The following is a 16888-nucleotide window of genomic DNA, read 5'->3' on the forward strand; positions in this document are numbered from 1 at the left end:
CCGCAGACTTGGCACACACAGATTCAAGCACACACAACCATCAACACGCACACACGCGAAAGGGCAGACACAGCATGGACGACAACAAGGAACAGCGGCGGATTTCGCGCAGGCACTTTCTCTTGGGCATTCCGGCGGGTATCGCGGGAGTGGTCGCGCTCAATGCCATTGGCAGCAGGGTGGTCAAGCGCAAGACCTCGCAGTATCCTCAATTCCCCAAAGGCTCAATCTTCACGCCCGCAGACGAGCGCACGGACGCCTAGCCAAGCACGCCCATTCACAATCCCAACCTGTTCGCATCCAAGCCTTCACCCAGACTGGGCAGAATGGGCATCATGAAGCGCCACGAAACCTCGCCTGACATCCGCAGCGCGAGGTTTTTCGCATACAGAAATGCCGTGCGAAGGCTGCAATAGGCACAAGTCCCAACCACGACTGCACTGAAGAACCGACAAACTGACCGACTGAAAGACTAATACACGGAGCCTCCCATGAAAGTGCTAATGACCAATGCCCACCTGGGCGAAGGCTTTGTCGAGCAGCTGCAATCCGAGTTCCCGCAAGTGGAGTTCCATACCGCGATAAGCCTTGAGGAGCAGCTGCGAGAAGTCGCGGACGCCGATGTTATCTGCGGCTGGCCCGACAGCCCTGAAGTCGTGTCCGCCGCCGCCAAGCTGCGCTGGATACACTGCCCCGGCACCGGCATAGACAAGATTATGGCGGAACTGCCCGCGCTCGCCGACAGCGATGTCGTGCTCACCAACGCGCGCGGTCCGCACGCCAACCCGATGGCAGACCATGTGCTTTGGATGATGCTATCGCTGTCGCACCGCGGCAGGCAGATGGCGGAAGACCAACGCCTGAGACAGTGGGACGCGGACAGATACTCGCACTCGTTCGTGGAACTGTCCGGCGGCACTATGGGCATTCTCGCGCTCGGCGATATCGGAAGCGCGGTCGCCCGGCGCGCATACGGCTTCGACATGGATGTGTACGCAGTGGACATCAATCCGGTTACGCCGCCGCCGCAGGTCAAGGAAGTCTGGGGACTCGAAAGGCTCGACGAGCTGATGGCGATGTGCGACTGGTTCGTGGTCACCGCGCCGCTCACCGCAGAATCGCGCGGGCTGATAGACCGCCGCCGCATCGGGCTGATGAAACCGTCGTCGTATGTCATCGTCATATCGCGCGGAGGCATTGTGGACGAAGACGCGCTCGCCGATGCGCTGCGCGAAGGCAGGCTCGCCGGCGCGGGCATCGATGCCACCGCCATAGAGCCGCTGCCGCAGGAAAGCCCGCTGTGGGACTTGGACAATGTCGTGCTATCGCCGCATGCGTCCGCGCTGACGCCGCAGATGTACGAAGGTCGGCGGCAGGTCTTCCGCGAGAATATGCGGCGCTTCCTGAGCAACGAACCGTTCCTGTATGTGTGCGACAAGAGGGCGGGCTTCTGATGCGCGTGCTGGTCGCGGACCGCTTCTCGGACGATGCGCGCGCCACACTCGCGGCAGACGGCTTCGCTGTCGCCTACACGCCTGACGCTCGCGGAGACGCGCTCACAGCCGCCATCGCGGACACACAAGCCGATGTGCTGGTCGTCCGCAGCACGCGCGTCGATGCCGATATGCTGCGCTCCGGTCGGCTGAAACTCGTCATACGCGCGGGCGCCGGATTCAACACCATAGACGTGGCAACCGCGAAGTCAATGGGCATATATGTCGCCAACTGTCCGGGCAAAAACTCCAACGCCGTCGTCGAAATCGCATTTGGGCTGATAATCGCGCTGGACAGGCAGATTGCGGCGAATGTCGCAGACCTGCAGCGCGGCGCGTGGCGCAAGGCGGCGTACAGCAGCGCGCGCGGACTCGCCGGCAGCACGCTCGGACTGGTCGGCTTAGGACGCATAGGCCGCGCGATGATTCCACGAGCGAAAGCATTCGACATGTCCGTTGCCGGCTGGAGCAGATCGCTCACTGACGAAACGGCAGACGAACTCGGCATAGCGCGCAAGGAAACGCCCGCAGATGTGGCGCAGTCGGCGGACATCGTGAGCGTGCATGTCTCGCTGAACGACGACACTCGGCAAATGGCGGGACGCGACTTCTTCGCCGCGATGCGAGAAGGCGCGATATTCATCAACACATCGCGCGCAGAGGTCGTTGACGAAGCAGCGCTGGCTTGGGCGGTGCGAGAGCGCGGCATCAAGGCTGGGCTGGATGTGTTCGAAGGCGAGCCGCCGTCTGGCACGGGCAGCATCGACAATCCGTTGTTCGCGCTGGACGGCGTCATCGGCACACATCACATAGGCGGACAAACATCGGAGGCGCAACGTGCAATAGCAGACGAAACGGTGCGCATAATTCGCAAGTACCGGGCGACCGGCACGCCGCCAAACTTGGTAACTTAACAGGATGGACAGGAAAGATAGAGGATGGGCGGTATGGCTATGACGGATACGAATAGGAGATAGTATGACAATGGCGCCTACGGAACACTGGGCGAATGTGCGCGATTTGCGAATGCGCTACCTAGACTGGCACGGAGACGGCCCTCCGATTCTCGCGCTGCACGGTTTGGCATCGTCGGCGCACTGGTACGACATCATTGCGCCACTGCTGCGAGACCGCTACCGCATCGTCGCGCCCGACCAGCGCGGGCACGGGCAGACGACGCAGGCGTCGAACGGCTACGGCTGGCACTCGGTCGCGTCGGACGCGGTGGGCTTGCTCGATTTGCTCGGCATCGAAAAGGCGATAGTGTTCGGCCATTCGTGGGGCGGCAATGTCGCGGTCGCCACGGCAGCGCATTATCCTGATCGTGTGGCGGCGCTTGTGATGATAGACGGCGGATTCTTCAGCCCGCAGATGATACCCGGCGCGACATGGGAAGCGTTCAGCCAGCGCCTATCGCCGCGCGATGTATCCGGCACGCGCGCCGAGTTTATCGCGCGGATGCAAGGTCAGCTCGCCATGTGTTGGAACGACGAAATCGAGCGTATCGTGCAGACGATGGTCTATGAAGCAGACGGGCAGATATACGACATCCTGCGCCCGCAAAATCAGGCGCAAGTCATCCGTGCAATGTGGGACGACCCCGCATCCGACGCCTGGCGCCGCATCAAGTGCCCATCAATGATAGTGCCCGCCGGACCATCCCCAGACCGCGCCAACTCTGACTTCGCCGTATCCCGCCGCCGCATGGTAAACCTAGCCGCCGAAAACATCCCCAACTGCCGCGTCCACTGGATACCCGAAACCGTCCACGACATCGGCTACCACAAACCGCGCGAGCTAGCTGACGCAATCCTTGCGTTCCTAGACGACATCGGATAACGCTTAACCAAGCATCGATATACAGGATACACAGGATGAATTGATAGCATATCGTCCTGCCCATTCTGCGCATCGGGTTAAGTATCATCACTCCGTCGCCGCAATCGGCTGGTAATCCTGCGGGAAGTCCGGGGCGAAGAATACATAGGCGTCTTCGCTGCCGATGTTGTGGCGCACACCTTCCCGGTTGAGCCAGTAATCCACCACGCTGCGCCATGTCTCGCGGTCGGTTATGCCGCTTACAAACCGCGATGGCGTTATGTTGCGATAAGTATGTTCAGGGAACCACCAGCGGTGCTTTATCCGTTGCCCCTCGCCGTATGCCTCTTCTAGCATCGGCGCGACCGTGTTCTCGTTATCGTAATGAACAATCACGACCTCGCCGTCGGGCGTGTCGTTCGATGCCGCATCCTCGTTTATGGTGCGGTACGACGCGTAGTATTCGTCGCTGTGGCGCAGATACCACGCCCAGGGCCAGGTGAACCCGCTTGTATCGTCCACATCGATGGCAATACCGTTGTCCGCGCCTGCGAACCCGTCCGCGCGGTATATTTCGTCAGCGAGCAGTCGAATGTCCGGCGATGTCTGTGTGTACACCAGCATTTCCACCGGCACATCGCCGTGGCTATACGCCGCCATTCCGGACGCGCGCACCGTCAGCGCCAGCAACACGACGACCGCCGGTATCGCCGCTATCTTCGCCATCTGCGACGGTTTGATTTGCCGCGAAATGTACACTCCCACGCCCAAAATCGCGGCGCACGCAAGCGCGGATGCGATAGCGACCGCAAGCCCGTTCCCGCCGCCGTCGCCCGTTCCCGCGAGCGCGAGCATCACCACCGCCACCATCAGGATTGGCGTGCCCACGACGACAATCGCACCTTCCGGACTAACCAACTTGCGCCAATCGACGCTGGACACAATATCGCCCAGGAACTTGCCCGCTAGCACGATGAGCGGCAGCGTGATGTTCACCAGCAGCCACGGCATCTTCTCGCTGGCGATGGTGAACAGCAGCAGCGTCATCCCGCACCAGTACAACAGGAACAGCGTGAACGCGTCCGTCCGTCGTTTCACCGCGTAATAGACTGCCGCAGCCACCGACAGCGCAAGCGGCAAAAATTCGTACAGCGGCGTGATGACTAGGTAGTAATACCACGGCTGATTGCCGCGCGCGACATCCTGCTGCGCTATCCAGTAGCCCAGCCCGCGCCACATTCCCGACTCGATGCCGCCCATGTTGGTGAAGAAAGTGGTGTATGTCAGCACCCAGACGGCGTAGAATATCGCCGCCGCTATCAGCCACACTTCATGGTCCCAAAAGAAGCCCGTCGCGACCGACACGCCCATCAGCGTCACCATCAGCAGCGATGCGAGCAGTATCGCGCCGCCAACGGGCGAGCCGACATTCGCGCCGCCGTCTTGCGTCACGAATGTGAGGTTCGACCAGTTCAGCAGCGGTGTCTCCTGCAATATGCCGATAGCCGCAGACCACATCGGCAGGGTGAGCGTGATGAGAATGAGCAAGAATGCCGCCGGACCTCGCAGCGACGGCAGCGGCACGCGCCGACTCCACGCCGCCGACACGATGCGCCCGATTGCTGCCAAGGTCGTAGTCTCGCCGATGCGTATGTCCGCGTTTCGCAGTATGCGCGGCGCGTTCATGAACAGCAACCACAGCGCCAAGAACAGCCCAAGCAGCGCGGTGATGAGGTACGATGTTTCCTTGCTTGCGAACGCGAGCGCCAGCAGCGCCGCCGCGATGTAGATGTAGCGGTTCTTGCCTTCGCCCTTGCTGTCCGCGTCGATGTACCGCCACATGCAGATGACCAGCCCGAGCACCCAAACCGCCATCAGGATGTCGTTGCGCGCGAAGCGGCTGAAGTACAGAAGCGCCGGCGAGAACGCGAGCATCACCGATGTGAACAGCGCGCCGAGCCTGCCGAGTCTGCTACGGAAGAACAGCGGCAGAGCAACAAGCGCGATGCCCGCGACCGCATACAACAGCCGTGAAGTGTAGTCGCTGTCGCCGAAGATGAAGAATATCGCCGCCGTCGCCTCGAACTGAAATGGCCCGTGCATCAGCGGGTCGTGCCGAAAGCCGCTGCCCTGCGCGAGCTGCCAAGAGTAGTACGAATGCAAGCTTTCGTCGTGATGTACCGCGCGAAAGCCCAGATCCCACAGCCGCATCACCGCAGACCCGGCAAGCAGCGCACCGTAGGCAATCAGCTCCCAAAGCAGCAAACTAACGCCCGCCAAGCTGCCAACACCGCTGCCCAACCGCCGCGAAAGCGCGCCAAAACCAGCCTGCCCGACATCAGCGTCCGGCAACGCAGCCTTCCCCTGCTGCATAGCATCGTTGTTCATAGACGTCCCGCGCCACTCCTATAAATCGGTCTGCAACAAATAGGATGACCGCCGCGCAAAAACGATTCATAAACGCCATCATCCCGCATCCCATCACAGCCCAAACAAGATTATCGCGTGGACGCCCTCCGCGCAAGGCGTAGCGAGGATTGCCGTCCCCGCCTCTAACGGGTAATATGCGCCGCGCCGGGCAGGCACTCCTACGCCACCTCTATATCATCGAGTAGCTTTGCCCGCCGTCCACCACGATGCACGACCCCGTAATCAAGTCCGCGCGCTGGGACGCTAGGAACGCCACCAAGTCGCCGACCGGCTCGGGCCAGCCGAACCTGCCCAGAGGCAAGTTGCGCGATATGAAGTCTGCAACAACTTCCGGCGGGTTCTCATTCTGGAAACGCTCCCACGAGCCTTCAGGATGTTCGATGGAGCCGGGCGCGATGCTGTTCACCAGAACGCCGTCCGTTACAAGGCTCAGCGCCGCGTGCTTCGTCGCGCCGATGAGCGCCGCCTTCGCCGACATGTACGCCAAGTTGCCACCGTACTCTCTGCCGTAGATAGACGCGATGTTGATGATGCGTCCCCACTTCTGCGCGCGCATGTGCGGGATGACTTCGCGCATCAGCTGGAATCCTCCAAATAGGTTCAAGTCGAACGCCGCCTTGAAGTCGTCAAGCGGCAAGTCGGCGAGGTCCTCACGGGCGCGCGAGCCGCCGGCGTTGTTCACCAGAATATCGATTGCGCCCAGCCCGTCCACGACCGCCTGATTCAGCGCCGGCATCGCCTCCGGGTTCGACACATCCGCGACCACGCCCTGCCCGCGCACTCCGAGCGCCTCGATTTCCGCCACCGTGCCGTCGAGTGTCGATTGCGTCCTGCCGCAGATGGCGACATTAACGCCCTCGCGCGCCAGCGAAAGCGCCGCGACCCTGCCCAGCCCGCGGCTGCCGCCCGTAACCAGCGCGACCTTGCCCTGTATTCCCAAGTCCATGTGTCGTCCTCCCTATTGATCCTCATACTGCATAAGCGCATTCCAAAATTGTTGCGCCTGCGCTTTACGCCCGTTGTGAGGAATGACTGATATGACGGACGCCCAACCATTGCCAGCATCCCAATAGACGACATCCACATGCTCGCCGCGCACTTCCCACGCTCGTTTGCCATACGATTTTGCGCGCTGATGATAACCTTTACCGCCAGCAAGTTCGCCGATGACGCTGCTTTGAAACTCCATCATGCCACCTCGTTTGCTGAGCGCTGCGTTTGGTACTTCGCCTTCTTTTCAAGTAGCTTGCGCTGTTCTTCGTCGATGTGGGCGCGCGCCGTGCCATTGGTATATCGCTTCTGCTGAACGGTATCCTCTCGCCTTCTGCTCTGAAAACGGGGCATGTGTCGAAATCGCCTCTGACTTCGTCGCTGCCGCATATAGTACAGGAGTACCTGGGGCGGTCGTTGACGCCTGTGGTCATTTCACCATCTCCCTGTAATATATTTCTTCTCTAGCGCATCTGTGCCCATGAATTTCACGCGCCCGCGGATTTCGTGGAAGGTGTCCATTTCGATTCTGTCTGCGAAGTGAGCATGGCGCGGAGCGGGCGCAACGATTTTGAGTTGCGTATAGAAATCGCGTAGTTCGTTGAACTTGGTCAGTGAGTTCAGCATATCGGTGGACATTTCGACCTCGAACATCTTCGCCGGCATATCGCGCCTGTTGAACCAGATTACATCCACCGTCCTAGCTCTACGGATAAAACTTTGGTAGCCGAAATTCGGCAACCTCGTCATATCGCAGACATCACCAAGTTTCTGATTGCCGAAAGTCCGATTTTTGTCTTGCGCTGGTACATAGGTTTTGTAGTTTCGCGCCTTACCGAGTTCAACTAGCAAGCCTTGATAATACCAGTGGTTGCGCTCTTCTACTTCAGGCGGAATATCGCCTTCATCCGGAAGGCTGTACTCTTCCTCATACTTCGACGTTAATTCTTTAAGGCAGTACAAGCCCGGTTTCAATGGATGGATATGACCAGGCGTGTTTCGCACAATGCGCCGTATAGTCGCTTCAGGAGTTCTGGTTCCCCAATGCGTGGCGTCTCCACCCGGAGAAAGTAGGGTGCGAGTCAACTGCGACAATGTAGCAATGCCACCCAGCTGTTTGAGCGCGGATACGACTTGCCTCCATTGAGTAATTCTTGGCATTGATCATTCCCAGTGTGTCTTTACTGCAACGCTCGACAAACTGCATCCTACCATACTGCCGAATATCTGATCTACCCCTCGAAAGATACCAAGATACAAGATAGCGTTTCCATTTGTCTGGTCAAGAGAGTGCTTTGTTTTCGCTTGTGGTCAGCCTGTCCGAACCACGAGAACGCAGGACAGGGCTGTTATTCGGCATCATCCGTGTCCTGCTCCTGATTGCTGCTTGCCCTTGCGCGAGAAACGGCGATTGACCGCAAATTTGCGAGAAAGTCGCGTCCTTCCTGCGTAGCCTCTAAATCCTCTATCATACCCGTTACCAGCGTCTGCTCGAATTCTTTCAAGTCTCGCAGCAGCCACAGCGACGGTTCAGCATTATTGATTGCAACCTGAAAGTTTTCTTGGAAAGCGGCTGTCGATTCCGCATCGTTGCCTTGCAGAAAAAGGGGCTCGCCTTCGTCCCAATCGTCAAGTGAGTCCGCGACAATACTTCGTTCAATAGTGGCAAGGAATAAGTCCATAACCGACTGCCGCGACGGGTAGGGCAGAATAGGTTCAAGTTGTCGGCTGCTCAGCATCACACTGACCTTCCTTCGGTGAGTTGCGGCGACTATATGGGATCGCCCTTCGCGATCTCAAGGTAGAACGCCGACATATTGCCCTCCCGTCGTCCAAATAGTCCCTACAGAGCGCATCCTACCACACATGCGAACAAAAACGCTAGTGCGCCACGGAAAACACCCACCCCATCCCATCACTCAGCCCCGCCGCCATACTACAAGCCCGCAGCCGCGCAATTCCCCGCCCAAAATCCGCTTGACACGCGCTCAAAAAAGACTTGACAAACACAATCATAGCGGGTAATGTTGTATGATAGTCTAAATATGTACTTTCTTACCATCGCGCATTCTCGATTGCAGACATATCACCCCGGTCGAGGTGCGCCCTTTTTTATTTCACACGATTTCTCCGTTTCGTACCGGCGCACCTGCGCGCATCGCACCTGCCATTGACGACTGCTCGCCTTTTCTAGTCGCCAAGCGCAGCATCAACATCGCTATCCATAGCCACATAGCCATCGCTATCTAGCCATCGCCATCACCATCACCTTGCTCAGGAGTGTGAGTGTATGACCCTATCTATTGAGAAGTCCGCAGCCAACTTTCATTCCGCCACGACGCTCGCCAACGGCAACTCCGCCGATGGCACGCGCTCGTACGCGGCGACTTCCACCGTGCTCGATGTGCCGAACCTGATTCAGGTGCAAATCGACTCGTTCGAGTGGTTTAAGAACGATGGCTTGAAGGACTTGTTCGAGGAGATTTCGCCGATAGAAGACTCGCCCGGAGCGCGATTCGAGCTCTCGCTTGGCGACCACTACTTTGAAGAGCCCAAGTTCACCGAAGAAGAATGCCGCGAGAAGGAAGTTACATACTCCGCGCCGCTGTATGTAACAGTTACGCTGGAAATCAAGGCAAGCGGCACCGGACATGGCGAGATTAAAGAACAAACCCTGTTCATCGGCGACATCCCGCTGATGACCAGCAACGGCACCTTCGTCATCAACGGCGCAGAGCGCGTCGTCGTCAGCCAGCTCGTGCGCTCGCCGGGCGTGTACTTCACCACTACGCCCGACACTAACACCGGCCGCGGTCTCGCTTCCGCCAAACTGATACCGTATCGCGGCGCGTGGATGGAATTCGAGACTTCATCCCGCGATGTCATATCGGTCAAGGTAGATCGCAAGCGCAAGACGCCCGTCAGCACATTGCTGCGAGCGATGGGCTATGCCACGAACGAAGAGCTTATCGACATGTTCGCCGATGTGGACACGAACCCGGAGCACGAATATATCCGCACGACCATCGACCGCGACGGCGCGGTTACGAACGAAGAAGAGGCGCTGCTGGAGTTCTACCGCAGGCTGCGTCCCGGCGAGCCGACAAGCTTGGACAACGCGAAAGATCTCATCAAGAACCTGTTCTACAACGACCGCAGGTACGATCTCGGGCGCGTGGGACGCTACAAGCTCAACCGCAGCCTGAAGCGCGACGAAACCAACACCATCCGCACGCTGGAAGCGGACGACATCATCACGCTGCTGAAGCAGATGATTCGCATCAACAACGGCGAGGTTACGCCGGACGACATAGACCATCTGGGCAATCGGCGCGTCCGCGCAGTCGGCGAGCTGATACAGAACCAGGTGCGCGTCGGTCTGCTGCGAATGGAACGCGTCATAAAAGAGCGCATGACCACGCAAATCGACCCCGCGACGACCACGCCGGCGGCGCTCATAAACATCCGCCCGGTCGTGGCGGCGGTGCGCGAATTCTTCGGCGGCTCGCAGCTGTCGCAGTTCATGGACCAGACGAACCCACTCGCCGAGCTTACGCACAAGCGCAGGCTGTCCGCGCTCGGTCCCGGCGGCTTGTCCCGCGAACGCGCCGGCTTCGACGTGCGCGACGTGCACCACTCGCACTATGGCCGCATCTGCCCAATCGAAACGCCCGAAGGTCCCAACATCGGACTTCTAGGCTCGCTCGCCACATACGCGCGCACCAACGAATTCGGCTTCATCGAAACGCCGTATCGCCAAATCCTGACCGAAATCGGCAATACCGACCCGGACATCGAGGGCCGCACTCTTATGCAAGATTTGGTGGGATTGGACGGCAATAAACTGCTGACCGAGGGCAGGGTTGTCAACAGCCGTTATCTGCGGCGTGTGGCTTCGCTGCCGGAACAACAGGTCAAGGTGAAGCCGTATGTGTCTATGGCGCCCGGCTCCGTCGAGTATCTCGCGGCGGACGGCGAAGAGGGCAAGCACATCGCCATGGCGAGCACGCCCGTCGATGAGAAGGGGCAGTTCATCACCGAGTACATCGAAACACGGCGCGGCGAAGGTGTCGGGCTGGAACGCCCGCAGGATGTCGCGTACATGGATGTGTCGCCGATGCAGCTGGTCAGCGTTTCCACCGCGCTCATCCCGTTCCTCGAACACGACGACGCCAACAGGGCACTGATGGGATCGAACATGCAACGGCAGGCTGTGCCGCTGCTCAAGCCCGAATCGCCGCTTGTGCGCACCGGCATGGAAAGCCGCGTAGCGCGAGACAGTGGACAGGTCATAATCTCCACTGTCAACGGCATCGTAACGGAGGTTACCGGCGAGCGAATCTGCGTCGTGGACGAAAACGGCGAAATGCACCCGCACAGACTGCTGAAGTTCCTGCGCAGCAACCAAGGCACCTGCATCAACCAGCGCTCCATCGTCAACAAGGGCGATGTCGTGCGCGCCGGACAGGTGCTCGCGGACAGCTCGTCCACCGGCGGCGGAGAACTCGCGCTCGGGCAGAACGTGCTGGTCGCGTTCATGAGCTGGGAAGGCTACAACTTTGAAGACGCCATCATCCTGAGCCGCAAGTTGGTGAAGGACGATAAGTTCACCTCGATACACATAGAAAAGCACGAAGTCGAAGCGCGCGACACGAAGCTGGGTCCCGAAGAAATCACGCGGGACATCCCCAATGTGGGCGAGGACAGCCTGCGCGACCTAGACGAAGAAGGCATAATCCGCGTTGGCGCGGAAATCAAGACCGGCGACATTCTCGTCGGCAAGATTACGCCCAAGGGCGAGACCGAGCTCAGCGCGGAAGAAAAGCTCCTGCGCGCGATATTCGGCGAGAAGGCGCGCGATGTGAAGGACACCTCGCTGCGTGTGCCGCACGGCGAACGCGGCAAGGTCATCGGCGTCAAGGTGCTGAACCGTGTCGATAAGGACGAGCTTTCCCCGGGCGTGAACAAGATGGTGCGCCTGTGGATTGCCCAAACGCGCAAGATTACCGAAGGCGACAAGATGGCGGGACGGCACGGCAACAAGGGCGTGGTCGCCAAGATTATGCCCGAAGAAGATATGCCATTCCTGCCGGACGGCACGCCCGTTGACATCATCCTCAACCCGATTGGCGTGCCATCGCGCATGAACCTTGGGCAGGTGCTGGAAACGCATCTCGGCTGGGCGGCGCACAATATGGGCTTCAAGGCAGTGACGCCCGTGTTCGACGGCGCGCCCGACACAGGCATCGAAGACGCGCTCGCGCAGGCGTGGATTATCGACCAAGCGGAAGCCGTAGATGTGGCGTCCAACGACGCGAACGGCATGAAGAGCATCGATCTGGGCAAGGTGCGCGACTGGCTCGAAGAGCGCAACTACAGCTTCGACAGGATATTCATGGAGCAGGCGCCGGGCGAGGCTTCGCGCGTCTGCCTAGAGACTTGGCTGCGCGAAGAAGTGCGCGTCGATGTCTCCGATATGACGCTGGACGACATGAAGGAAGAGGCGCTGCGCCTGAACCGCGAGGAACAGCGCGCCGCACCAACACTCGGCAAATCCATCCTGTACGACGGGCGCACCGGCGAGCCATTCGACCAGCCCATCGCGGTCGGCTACATCTACATGATGAAGCTCATCCACCTCGTCGAAGACAAGATTCACGCGCGCTCGACCGGCCCGTACTCGCTGATAACGCAGCAGCCGTTGGGCGGCAAGGCGCAGTTCGGCGGACAGCGCTTCGGCGAAATGGAAGTCTGGGCGCTCGAAGCGTACAGCGCCGCGAACAACCTGCAAGAAATGCTCACGCTAAAATCTGACGATGTCATCGGCAGGGTCAAGACCTACGAGGCAATCGTCAAGGGCGAGAACGTAACGCAGCCCGGCGTACCGGAGTCGTTCCATGTGCTGATGAAGGAATTGCAAAGCCTAGGCATGTCGGTCGAGCTGATGCACGAGCCGGCAAGCCAGATGCTGCTAGACGACTACGATGGCGACATCGGCGCGCTAGATGAGTTCCCTCCCGCGCTGGACATGGACGAAATGTTCAGCGATGTGCCGCGCCTCCCGGACGAAAGCGCAATGGGCTTCGCCGACGCCAACGCAGCCTTCGACCCACCCTCGCCAACCGAACCCGCGCCGCAAATAGGAGATGACTAGAAACGGAAACATCGCCGGCGGCGGCTCAAACCGTCTGCCGGCGACGATAACATCAGGAGCCATAACGCGAGAGCTCACGCAGCATGCCATAGACAAACCGCATCACGGTATCACGGCAGCGATAATCGAGCATGTGCTTGACAATTGGGTCATTCGCGGAATCAAGACCGATGCGCTAGGGCGTCAAAGTATGTGTTATCTGGCGTTTGCGCCACAACTGGGGAAGACAGTCAGAGTAGCGGTATCCATGGACGGCAGCCGCATCATCACTGCATTCCCAGACGATGCGGCTACAGGGCATTGGAACAAAGGCAACCTAAGTTACTTTGTCAAGCGCTATCAGAACTTGGAGGTGCGCGATGCGAGTTAGCCATGACACTCACCCTCAAGCAGATATCCTCTACTTCAGCACGGGAACGCCTGATGTTGGAGGGTCTGACATACTTACCGCGCCGGGAGTTGTCGTTTTTGTCGGCGCCGAAGACGGGCACGACATCGTAGGAATTGAGATTATAGGTGCATCCGCATATCTGCCATTGGGCAAGAAAGGATACGACGCCAAGACTGACACACTGATGCTGGGCGAAAAATGCGCGAAACCTGATCTCATAACCAAGAACGACGATTTTGTCGCGTACTGGCAGATTGACGAAGAATTTCCGGATGAAGGGTTCCTAGAACCCGTTGGCGTCGCTATCAAGAATGCTTCGGTGCACATAGCGAACATGAAAATCCTATATCGAGAGCCGGCAGTGCGATAACTCACTGTTGGACGGACAAACCGATACACCGACACACTGACAAACTATTCAGGAGTGTGCTAAATGGGTCAAGGCGGCAACGACTTTAACGCAATAAGAATCTCGCTCGCTTCACCGGAGCAGATTCGCCTATGGTCTTACGGCGAGGTCATCAAGCCGGAGACCATCAACTACCGCACGCTGCGTCCCGAAAAGGACGGGCTGTTCTGCGAGCGCATATTCGGTCCGACAAAGGACTGGGAGTGCTACTGCGGCAAGTACAAGAAGATACGACATCGCGGCATCATCTGCGACCGCTGCGGCGTGGAAATCGCGCGCGCAAAGGTGCGACGCGAGCGCATGGGACACATCCAACTAGCCGCGCCCGTCGCGCACATCTGGTTCTCCAAGGGCACGCCAAGCCGGCTCGGGCTGATGCTCGACCTCTCGCCCAAGAACCTCGACCGCGTCCTGTACTTCGCGCAGTATCTCATCACCAAGGTTGACCACGAACTGGTCGCCGACGAAGTTGACCGCCTGCAAAACGGTCTCGACGCCGAACTGGATCGCATGGAAGTGCGCCTGCTCGAAAAGACAGAGGCAATCCAGACGCAGCTCGACGCCGCCGCGGATAACGACCTGACCGAAGAGCGGATAGCCGAACTGCAGGAAGAACTTCGCCAGCTCAACCTAGCCTTCGATGACGAAAAGGAAGACATCTCGGACGAGATTCAAGAGCAGATAGACGACATGGAAGGGCTGGCAGTGGGCGGTCTGCTCACCGAGAGCCGCTTCCGAGACCTGCGCGATTCTTGCGGCGAAGTCTTCGAGGCAGGCATGGGCGCAGAGGCAGTCCTAGAACTACTACGCGGCATCGACCTCGACGTCATGCGCGACGAACTGCAGGAAGAAATCCGCACCACATCAGGCCAGCGGCACAAGAAGGCGGTCAAGCGCCTGCGCGTCGTTGAAGCGTTCCGCAAGAGCGAGAATAAGCCCGAGTGGATGATCTTCACAATGCTACCCGTGCTGCCGCCCGAACTGCGCCCGATGGTGCAGCTGGACGGCGGACGCTTCGCCACCAGCGACCTGAACGACCTGTATCGTAGGGTCATCAACCGCAACAACCGGCTCAAGCGACTCATCGATCTGATGGCGCCCGAAATCATCGTGCGCAACGAAAAGCGCATGCTCCAAGAGGCTGTTGACGCGCTCGTGGACAACGGGAGGCGCGGCAGAGCAGTCGCCGGCAGCCACAACCACAAGCTAAAGTCTCTGTCCGACCTGCTGCGCGGCAAGCAAGGGCGTTTCCGCCAGAATTTGCTCGGCAAGCGCGTGGACTACAGCGGCCGCTCCGTCGTCATCGTCGGACCGGAACTGAAACTGGACGAGTGCGGATTGCCGCGCAAGATGGCACTCGAACTGTTCAAGCCGTTCGTGATGAACAAGCTCGTCATCAACGGCTACGCGCACAACATCAAGAGCGCCAAGCGCCTCGCCGAGAGCGAGCGCCCGGAAGTCTGGGACATCCTAGAGCGCGTGGTCAAGGACCGCCCCGTGCTGCTGAACCGTGCGCCAACGCTGCACAGGCTCGGCATCCAGGCGTTCCAGCCGGTGCTCATCGAAGGCAGCGCGATACGCCTGCACCCGCTCGTAACCACAGCGTTCAACGCGGACTTCGACGGCGACCAGATGGCTGTGCACGTGCCGCTATCCAAGGAAGCCGTCTGGGAAGCCAAGCGCATGATGCTGAGCACAAACAACATGCTCGCGCCAAGCTCCGGCGAACCCATCGTTTCGCCCACGCTGGACATGGTGCTAGGCTGCTTCTACATGACGCAGGCGCTCGAAGGCGCGCGCGGCGAAGGTCGTGAATTCGCAGACATCGACGACGCGCGGCTTGCTTACGAACTCGGCCAGCTCGACCTGCGCGCGCTGGTCAAAGTGCGCAACGACGCCGCGAGTGAATCCGGCGAAGACTGGCTGGAGACGACCGCAGGGCGCATCATCTTCAACGACGCACTGCCGGACGAACTGGGCTACTTCAATGTTGTCATCGACCGGCGAATGCTGAACGAAATTACTTCGCAGGCGCACGACGTCCTGGGCAACGAAGGCACTGCGGAAGCCTTGGACAACATCAAGGACATGGGTTTCCACTACGCGTCAAAGTCCGGCATCACCATCGCAATCAGCGATGTGGAAGTGCCGACCGAGAAGCAGAACATCATCGTCAACGCAGAAAGCCAAATCGCAGAGCTGGACGATATGTATATGGACGGTCTGGTAACGGACGACGACCGCTACCAGGGCACGGTGAACATCTGGACGGAGGCGAACAACGACCTCACCGCAGCCGTCGAGAACAACCTGAACAAGTACGGCGGCGGCAGCCGGTCCACGATGGGCAACGCCGGCATCGGCTTGTACATGATGGCGACTTCGGGCGCAAAGGGTAACATCGCGCAGATTAAGCAGATGGCTGGCATGCGCGGCTTGATGTCCGACCCGCACGGTCGCATCATCGAACGCCCCATCAAGTCGAGCTTCCGCGAAGGGCTCAGCGTGCTGGAGTACTTCATCTCCACGCACGGCGCGCGCAAGGGCTTGACCGACACGGCGCTCAGAACTGCGGACAGCGGCTACATGACGCGCCGCCTCATCGATGTGGCGCAGGAGCTCATCATCCTTGAAGAGGATTGCGGCACCCTTGAAGGCTTGCAGATTGCGGTGAACCCGCCACCTCCGCCGTCGCATCAGGAGCGCCAACTGCCCCCGTTCATAGACAGGGCGAAGAGCCGCTACGCCGCGGAAGCATTCGCCGACCCGAACACCGGCGAGATTATCGTCGAGCGCAACGAACTGCTGACACTCGAAGTGTTGCAGCGGATAGAGGCGCTGGCGAAAGTCGAAGACGGCGAAGAAGGCCCGGAAGCCGGTGTGGTGTGCGTAACTGTGCGCTCGCCAATACGCTGCGAAGCGGAACGCGGGCTGTGCCGCATGTGCTACGGTCTGTCGCTCGCCACTTGGAAGCCGATTATGATCGGAGAGGCGGTGGGCATCATCGCCGCGCAGAGCATCGGCGAGCCCGGCACGCAGCTCACCATGCGCACATTCCACACCGGCGGCATCGCCGGCTCCGACATCACGAGCGGTCTGCCGCGCGTGAACGAGCTGTTCGAGGCGCGCGTGCCGAAGGGCGAAGCCGTGCTATCACAGATTGACGGCACGGTAACCGTCAACGAGACGACCGAGGGCAGAAT

The 16888-nt window shown here is 59.5% G+C and carries 13 protein-coding genes; 8 read left to right on the forward strand and 5 right to left on the reverse strand.

The genetic code is table 11. The features are described from left to right. The first annotated feature begins 74 nt into the window (after positions 1 to 74). The 4 genes from F4X57_09305 to F4X57_09320 all read left to right on the forward strand — a co-directional run bounded on the left by F4X57_09305 (position 75) and on the right by F4X57_09320 (position 3332). Complete coding sequence (locus F4X57_09305; GenBank protein MYC07350.1) at positions 75 to 263, forward strand: hypothetical protein; 189 nt, start codon at positions 75 to 77, stop codon at positions 261 to 263. A gap of 228 nt (positions 264 to 491) precedes the next feature. Next, positions 492 to 1454, forward strand: coding sequence for a D-2-hydroxyacid dehydrogenase (locus F4X57_09310; protein MYC07351.1), 963 nt, complete (start codon positions 492 to 494; stop codon positions 1452 to 1454). Then, complete coding sequence (locus F4X57_09315; GenBank protein MYC07352.1) at positions 1454 to 2407, forward strand: hydroxyacid dehydrogenase; 954 nt, start codon at positions 1454 to 1456, stop codon at positions 2405 to 2407. Before F4X57_09310 ends, F4X57_09315 begins: the two co-directional genes overlap by 1 nt. A gap of 64 nt (positions 2408 to 2471) precedes the next feature. Then, the gene (locus tag F4X57_09320) at positions 2472 to 3332 is read left to right on the forward strand and encodes an alpha/beta hydrolase (GenBank protein ID MYC07353.1); all 861 of its coding nucleotides are present in this window, start codon (positions 2472 to 2474) and stop codon (positions 3330 to 3332) included. 87 nt (positions 3333 to 3419) lie between these two features. Here the strand turns inward: F4X57_09320 and F4X57_09325 are convergent, their stop codons facing one another. The 5 genes from F4X57_09325 to F4X57_09345 all read right to left on the reverse strand — a co-directional run bounded on the left by F4X57_09325 (position 3420) and on the right by F4X57_09345 (position 8470). Next, a complete protein-coding gene (locus F4X57_09325; protein ID MYC07354.1) occupies positions 3420 to 5699 on the reverse strand; it encodes a TIGR03663 family protein in 2280 nt (759 codons plus the stop codon). A gap of 211 nt (positions 5700 to 5910) precedes the next feature. Next, the gene (locus tag F4X57_09330; GenBank protein MYC07355.1) at positions 5911 to 6687 is read right to left on the reverse strand and encodes an SDR family oxidoreductase; all 777 of its coding nucleotides are present in this window, start codon (positions 6685 to 6687) and stop codon (positions 5911 to 5913) included. Between the two features lie 12 nt (positions 6688 to 6699). Next, complete coding sequence (locus F4X57_09335) at positions 6700 to 6933, reverse strand: hypothetical protein (GenBank protein MYC07356.1); 234 nt, start codon at positions 6931 to 6933, stop codon at positions 6700 to 6702. 233 nt (positions 6934 to 7166) lie between these two features. Then, entirely contained in the window at positions 7167 to 7736 is a 570-nt protein-coding gene (locus F4X57_09340) for a hypothetical protein (GenBank protein ID MYC07357.1), read from the reverse strand. Positions 7737 to 8080: 344 nt separating this feature from the next. Continuing rightward, positions 8081 to 8470, reverse strand: coding sequence for a hypothetical protein (locus F4X57_09345; GenBank protein MYC07358.1), 390 nt, complete (start codon positions 8468 to 8470; stop codon positions 8081 to 8083). A 551-nt stretch (positions 8471 to 9021) separates the two neighbouring features. On the opposite strand from F4X57_09345, the gene F4X57_09350 reads away from it, so the two are divergent. From F4X57_09350 to rpoC, 4 genes are all read left to right on the forward strand, one after another. After that, positions 9022 to 12885, forward strand: a complete 3864-nt coding sequence (locus F4X57_09350; protein ID MYC07359.1) for a DNA-directed RNA polymerase subunit beta — start codon at positions 9022 to 9024, stop codon at positions 12883 to 12885. Continuing rightward, the gene (locus tag F4X57_09355; GenBank protein ID MYC07360.1) at positions 12878 to 13255 is read left to right on the forward strand and encodes a hypothetical protein; all 378 of its coding nucleotides are present in this window, start codon (positions 12878 to 12880) and stop codon (positions 13253 to 13255) included. Before F4X57_09350 ends, F4X57_09355 begins: the two co-directional genes overlap by 8 nt. Then, positions 13245 to 13646, forward strand: coding sequence for a hypothetical protein (locus F4X57_09360; GenBank protein ID MYC07361.1), 402 nt, complete (start codon positions 13245 to 13247; stop codon positions 13644 to 13646). The genes F4X57_09355 and F4X57_09360 overlap by 11 nt, the downstream gene beginning before the upstream one ends. Positions 13647 to 13709: 63 nt before the next feature. Continuing rightward, positions 13710 to 16888, forward strand: a 3179-nt coding sequence (rpoC, locus tag F4X57_09365; GenBank protein ID MYC07362.1) for a DNA-directed RNA polymerase subunit beta', incomplete at its 3' end; no start/stop codon positions are given.

It is taken from the genome of Chloroflexota bacterium (genome assembly GCA_009840355.1).
In the GTDB taxonomy this organism is placed as follows: Bacteria; Chloroflexota; Dehalococcoidia; order Lucifugimonadales; family JADFKI01; genus Bin90.